The 6425-nt window shown below is 55.0% G+C and carries 5 protein-coding genes; 1 reads left to right on the top strand and 4 read right to left on the bottom strand.

Features of this window, described 5'->3' with window-relative positions; genetic code table 11:
- Positions 1–157 precede the first annotated feature (157 nt).
- Complete coding sequence (locus AEAC466_RS42920) at positions 158–586, top strand: nuclear transport factor 2 family protein (RefSeq protein ID WP_155913905.1); 429 nt, start codon at positions 158–160, stop codon at positions 584–586.
- A gap of 5 nt (positions 587–591) precedes the next feature.
- On the opposite strand, the gene AEAC466_RS42915 is transcribed toward AEAC466_RS42920, so the two are convergent.
- The 4 genes from AEAC466_RS42915 to AEAC466_RS42905 form a co-directional block, all read right to left on the bottom strand.
- A complete protein-coding gene (locus tag AEAC466_RS42915) occupies positions 592–1299 on the bottom strand; it encodes a sugar transferase (protein WP_023460199.1) in 708 nt (235 codons plus the stop codon).
- Between the two features lie 539 nt (positions 1300–1838).
- Positions 1839–4118 carry an O-antigen ligase family protein gene (locus tag AEAC466_RS44805; protein WP_023460198.1) on the bottom strand — a complete coding sequence of 760 codons (2280 nt, stop codon included), beginning with the start codon at positions 4116–4118 and terminating at the stop codon, positions 1839–1841.
- Positions 4115–5224, bottom strand: coding sequence for a hypothetical protein (locus AEAC466_RS42910; protein WP_023460197.1), 1110 nt, complete (start codon positions 5222–5224; stop codon positions 4115–4117). The genes AEAC466_RS44805 and AEAC466_RS42910 overlap by 4 nt, the downstream gene beginning before the upstream one ends.
- Positions 5225–5296: 72 nt before the next feature.
- Positions 5297–6346 (bottom strand): glycosyltransferase, encoded by a 1050-nt coding sequence (locus tag AEAC466_RS42905; RefSeq protein ID WP_052025210.1) that lies wholly within the window; start codon positions 6344–6346, stop codon positions 5297–5299.
- Positions 6347–6425: the final 79 nt, after the last annotated feature.

Below are 6425 nucleotides of genomic sequence, written 5' to 3'. Positions count from 1 at the left end.
GACTGGTGGCGTTGGTTCGGCCATAGACCGCCTTGCGCCTATCCTGGGCGGGTGATGAGATGTCGTTTCGCATAGAGGGAGGCGGCGGCATCATCTTCGCTCTGCACCAGAAGGCGGGGCACATCGTCGGCACCGCCAAAGCAGCCGAGTGAACGCCGTGCTCGACCTTACGCCAGCGCCGGGGCTTATGTCTCACGATCAGCTTGTCGCGGAAATAACTACGGCGGATGAGCAGAACTTCGCTGCCTACGACAGCTGCGACACCGCTGCCTACGCAGCGTCTCTGAGCCCGAACCTGGAATTCTATCAGGACAACCAGCCCGTCAAGAACAGCGATGCCGTGCTGACCGCCTTCGGCCAGCGCTGCGCGGAAGGCATCAAATTGCGCCGCAAACTGGATGCGTCCTCACTGATTGTCAACGCGGCACCGCCAGAAGATGCGATCGAGGCAGGCCTACACCGCATCTATTCGGTAAAACCCGATGGCAGCAAACATCTCGATGCGACAGCGCGCTTCACGATGGTGTGGAGCAAAAAGAGCGGCAACTGGCAGCTCCTCCGGGTGATCAGCTACGACCATCGCTGAAGGGGTCAGTATGACCCACGCTGGAGCAGGACGGCCGGCAAGGTCATAACCAGAATGTGGAAGTAGGTCACCACGCCGGTCTTGCGTACAAACAGGCGATCCATCGCCACGCGGCGCGAATAGGTTACGTCGTTTCTGCCGGCGACCTGCCATAGCCCGGTGATGCCCGGCCGAACAGACGCATAATGGCGGATAGACTTGCCATATTTCTTGACTTCGGCCTGCACGATGGGACGGGGGCCAACCAAGCTCATCTCACCCATCAACACGTTCCAGATTTGCGGAAACTCGTCGAGGCTGGTCTTACGCATAAAGCGTCCAAGTTGGGTGATCCGCGGATCGTTCTTAAGCTTGTGATCGCGTTCCCACTCACAGCGCGCTTCCAGGGACGTTTCCAAAAGTTGCTTCAATCGGGCGTCGGCATCAACCAGCATACTGCGGAATTTGTAGCACTTGAAGGTCTTGCCGTTTTCCCCAATTCGGACCTGCCCGTAAAATATCGGACCGCCGTCCTGAAACTTAACCAGCAGTCCTGCGAGGACGAGGATCGGCAGCGTGAAAAAGAGGATGCATAGGCTCAAGACAATATCGAGCGCGCGTATAACCAACTTTCCAGCGGTACGCGATGAGGTGCGTGACGGCCCTCTCTCTTTGCGGCGACGTTCGTGGACCATCTCAAAAGACGAAGATGGCATGATGACTTTCGATCCCATGGTTCCTGCCTTTATCCAATCCATCTTTAAATTCCCGGACCTGTCCGATGCAATACATCTACGTTCCTGACTGATTATTTTGTCAATTATTTTTTTGCAATGCAACAAATATGCCGAACAAGGATCGACAATTTCTCGATATCTCCTTGTGCAAGAGCCGTACCAGTTCAAAATTTTTCGGTAGCAGCGTTAAAAGTTGCACAAAGTCAAATAGATATAAACCCAAAGAACAGGTCCGGCCAGACTAAATATTACAGAGAATTTATAAACTGCGCCGAAATGTCCCTGATCGGGCTCAAAAAAAATGCGTGATAATTGTCATAGCTGTCTCTTTGGCGCCCCCGCAATGCACAATTGCACGCGGTCACGAAGCCGTTAACAGTCCCGACGCGACCTCGCCTGCGGCATGTGCGGCGACCTCCGGCGCCATATGCTACGTGCGTAAACGAGATCGACGAAGCTCATCGTAAGAGGTCACAAATCGGTCCCGAAGATGATTTGTGCCATTTTGAGACGATTTACCTATCTTAACGCTAACACTATTTTCTTTGATTTGTCGCTAAGGCAAGGTTACTGCCCAAAATCAATGCGACGAATGCGGCAATCACCGGTTCCTGCAAACCAAAATCCGTAAGTCCGTGTAGCAAAGCCACGATATATGCAAACAGGACGACCGCCACGCGACGACCGGCGCTGCCCCGGGTTCGGGCAGCCTTAACCATTGGGGCGAGTATAGCTATATTCAAGGACAGGAGGGCCGCCACGCCAATCAGGCCCGTTTCTTCAAACCACTGCAAATACACATTGTGGGCGGCCCGGATAATCGACAGAGCGGGATAATTCCCCCGTTCGATTATCAAATTGTTGACCGTATTAAAGGAGCCGAGCCCCGAGCCAAATAAGGGCTGCTCAAGCGCAATCTGCCAATGTGCGTTGAATATAACAGAGCGCGTGCCGACATCATCCCCCGATTGCCCCATACGCGCGACAAGTTCGGTAAGGGGATCATGGAAAATGACGGCAGCAAGAACGAGAATGCCGGCCCCCGCCGCCACCGCCCATTGTACCTTGGCTTTGCGCCATAACATATAGACTAAGGTTGCAATCGAGGCGATAACTGTCGCCATGACGCCGGCGCGCGATAAGGTCATAACAAGGCCAACCCAAAACAAAATGAGCAGGCACAAATAATAGGGCTTTATGCGGTGTAAAACGCTTCGGCCCTTTGAAGACACGTACCGCGAAACCAAGCGACCGAGCGCCAGAACGCTACAGAAGCCCAATAAGGTGGCCGCGCTGTTTGGCGAACTAAAGGCGCCCGCCAGGCGCCCAGAGGCTCCCTCATGGTCAGTGCCGAAAGGACCAAGCGAATATATGTCGCCGATGATCGCCACCAATGCCCAGGCGCCGGCAGCCAGCAGGAAAATGTCGCCAAACTTCTTCGCCTCACCGTCCGACGTCGAGAGGCGGAAGCCTAGCGCGAATGCGGCGGCGAGCCCTCCCAATTTGATCCACTCGCTCCATAGAGTGGAAGGGTCCACGGCGATAGACGCCGTTCTTGAGGGCGCGAAAAACACGGTGATGACAGCGGGAAGCACAACGGCCAGCCCCAGACACGCGGCACTCAGTAAAACAGGCAGCAACTCTCTGCGCAGACAAATGGGCGGCGTTTCGGTCAGCTTCACGCACCAGGCCAAACATGACAAAGCCGCAAGCACAGCATAAAGCGCAAATGCCTGCAGGTTTACATTGCCGCTGGACACCACAAGACCGGTTAAGACCGTGAGTGCACACGCCCCTGGTAAGGCCCATGCCTTCAGAAATCGCCCACGCGACAAGTTTGGCGTACGTAACCGCTGCGCCAGAAATCCGGCGGACCAGGCGAAATGCATGACCATCGCTGCCGGGCCAGCAAACCAGGCGCATGCCCTTTTTTGTCGGAAGCCGATATAGGACCCAAAACCCAGGCAGGCCACGACCCACAACACCATAGGAATACAGGCCCACCAGACGAGCGGCGTCAGGCCCGCGAACAAAACGGCCGGAAGAATGCAAACGGGTCCTAACTGTCTCAATTTCAAAGGCAGTTCATGCTTGGCGACGGTTCGCGCCCTGCCCCGTCCATAATTATAGTACTGCTTAAACAGGCTGACCGGATCCCGACGGGGAAAATAGGTGATGCCGTTATGGCCGTCCAGCCAGATCTTGCCGCCCAGCAGTCTGAGCCGGGTGTCGAATTCGGCGTCTTCATTATGGCTGAAGGTTTCATCGTAACCGCCAATTTTTTGAAACCACACGAGGTCAAAAAGGGCATGATGGCCGTGATCCACAAACAGACTCTTTCCCGCATGGCGATGTGCGGACCCGCCCGTGCCCAGAACTGAATTCTGAGCGGCCGCCACGCCCGTCTGAAAGCAATGCTGGCCTGCGGTGGTCATAGGAACCACAATGGACTGCGCCGATGACCGCGCTACGGCTTCCACAAGGTTTTTCACATAGTGTCGCGGATAGCCGGCATGCGCATCAATCCGGACCATAAAGCGGTAGTCTTCGCCATACACGGCGGCAGCCAAATTGACAGCGGCACTTTGAAGCCGTTTCTCATTATGTAACAATCTAAGCGATGGATAGGTCTCCATCAGGGATTGGACAATGCTTACGGTTGAATCGTCACTGCCGCCGTCGGCCACCACAACCAGATCGACATAGGCTTTTTCACCTCCACAAAAGCGTTCGATGAGACCGCCTATGTGATCAGCCTCATTCAGGGTCGGGATGACAAGGAGAACCCCCTTACGCGGGGCGTCGACGGCCTTCATAATCTCAACTCCCGTACGATCGCGCGCGCTTCGGCGTGCGTAAAGGCAAGATCGGCATAAGGAATGCTCATGCTGGCTTGGTGCAATTCCCTATAGGTCTCGGACGTCAAGCTTTCGATGAAGGTGGGCAACTCTGTCGCCGGGTCATCAAGCAAGACCCCAGCATGCCTGGACTTCAGCCAAGCGCCGGTTTCAACCGACGCCAGAGCAATCGGCACCGATCCGCAGATGCCCCCTTCATACAACCGGTTGGGAAGCAGCCAGCTTGAGTTCAACCCCTCTTCGAAATAGTCGATCGCCCAGGTGAAGTGGACCTGATCGTAAAGTTTCGGGAAATCACTGGGCGCATAGGGGCCGGTAAATCGCATATTGGGAATGTCCGCAATTCGGGCGCCAACATCTCCGACCTGTCCCAGATCGGGCTTTCCGGCAATCAACACACCAATCCCCGGCATACGTCGGGCCAGATCCATCAATATTTCAAGGCTTTTCCCACACCGCAAGACCCCGAACCAGCCTATCGTCCAGGGCGGCTGGTCGTTTGATTGCATCGAAACGCGCGGTTCGCCAACCGTTTCCAGACATTTGTTTTCGAGCAGTCGCACCTGTCCTTCATACTGCTGCATCCCAACGAAATAGATATCTCTGAATGCCGGAGAGCTTACGATTACGGCATTGGTTTTCTTCAGGAGAAATCTCTCCAAAGCCCGCAAGCTTCTCGAGACAAGCCCCTGCCCCAACATCTTCCGGTGGATGTCCAGACACTCATAGACCAAGGGTGGCTTTGTGGAAAAAAGCTCGCGTACCCAAAATGCGAGCAGCAGCATTTCAAGATTCCTGGCAACCATGACCTCGGCGTCTCTCACCTGCGCGAACAGCGCCGTGCGATTGAGGCAAAAGCGCAACGTCGTAAACACGCGGCTCAGGAGTTTCGCATTATAGGTACGGGCCAGTGGTACAACCTCGCAATCCAGGGAATTGCTCGGCGGCGTTTCACTCCTGTAAAACCCCAGCGCCTTGACCTGGGCACTCCCCCATTTGAAAAGGGTAATCCGACGCAAAACCGCCGCGTCGCTCAGGTCGTGCACAAAATATGCGATCTTCATATAACTTCAATTCCGGTTGTGATCGCCTGACTTTTCGTCTGCGCAACACGCCGTCGCACAGGCCAGCCTAGCCTAACGCCGCGCCAACTCCGCGTAGGCCTTAAGGTAAATTTCCCCTGCCTTTGGCAAGGACAAGGTGTCTTCAACATACTTGCGCGGTTGAAATGTGCCAAGCAGACGCCAGAACGCCTCATAGACCGATTCGAACTGATCGATCTTGAACCGGCGGCCGCACGCGTCGCTAAAATACGGAACACTCGAGACCTCAGTGTTCTCAAGAAGATAAGGATGAAGGACCGGGTCGATCATCTTGCCTTCATCCCACGCAAGGACTGGAATATTCGCCGACAGGGCCTCTTGATAGGCCAGCCCCTGGGTTTCATGTTCGCACAAGAAAATCAACGCCTTGGACTTCTTCAACGCCGCCTTGAATTCGGAATGGTGATGGGCGCCATAACGTAACACGGTGAACGAACGCCCATCCTGCGTCAAACGTCGCGTAACTCTGTCAAGCACAGCGGGGACTTGCGTGTCTCTGTTCCACCGAATTTTATCATAGACGATAAAGTCAACCGTCTTGGGCTCGTTTGCGTAATCGGGCCAATCACCCGTGTCTATGCCCGCAAACCACGTCAGAACCTTGTCGCCACACAAGGGCACATAGATGTCGGATATCCAATCCGATGGCTGAATTATCTTCTTGAACCTTGGGTCTTGGATTGTCCGCGCGGCCGCCGGCGGCAACCCGGGATCCCCTGGGCCCAAGATCACAGGATTGGGCAGGTCAACCTTCGAAATGACCGTCGGATATCCCGCAAGTCCAATGGGGTAGCCGGGGCGACGACGCGCCGCGGCAAAGTCATTGATGCGAATATCGCAACCTACAGCTTCGAGGCTTTTCACAAGACCAAGGAAGGCTGTATAAAAGCCTGTTCTCACCTGCTGGCGCATAGCGCTGCGCTTCAAGAATCTGGCGAGACGTAGTGATTGTGATATTAGCTCCCCACCAAAGCCGGGGATAACCTTACGCTCATAGCCATCGTAAAACAGCAGAACCAAAGGCCCTCGCGCGGTCCGCTCTAATCCATCAGCGATATCCGCTAAGTTGCTGGTCACCTTCATTTTATCTGGTCCCTTCGGCTGCCACACTTGTACTCATCTCGCATCCGCAACACAGGTGTCAACTACAACCGTGTCGCGG

Origin of the sequence: Asticcacaulis sp. AC466, assembly GCF_000495815.1 — a bacterium.
In the GTDB taxonomy this organism is placed as follows: Bacteria; Pseudomonadota; Alphaproteobacteria; order Caulobacterales; family Caulobacteraceae; genus Asticcacaulis.
Note: the sequence above shows the minus strand (reverse complement) of the source record. Positions and strands in the feature narration are given on the sequence as shown.

Coding starts and splice junctions, on each gene's coding strand:
- AEAC466_RS44805 (WP_023460198.1), bottom strand. CDS start 4,118: ATGAAGGCCGTCGACGCCCCGCGTAAGGGGGTTCTCCTTGTCATCCCG.
- AEAC466_RS42910 (WP_023460197.1), bottom strand. CDS start 5,224: ATGAAGATCGCATATTTTGTGCACGACCTGAGCGACGCGGCGGTTTTG.
- AEAC466_RS42915 (WP_023460199.1), bottom strand. CDS start 1,299: ATGGGATCGAAAGTCATCATGCCATCTTCGTCTTTTGAGATGGTCCAC.
- AEAC466_RS42905 (WP_052025210.1), bottom strand. CDS start 6,346: ATGAAGGTGACCAGCAACTTAGCGGATATCGCTGATGGATTAGAGCGG.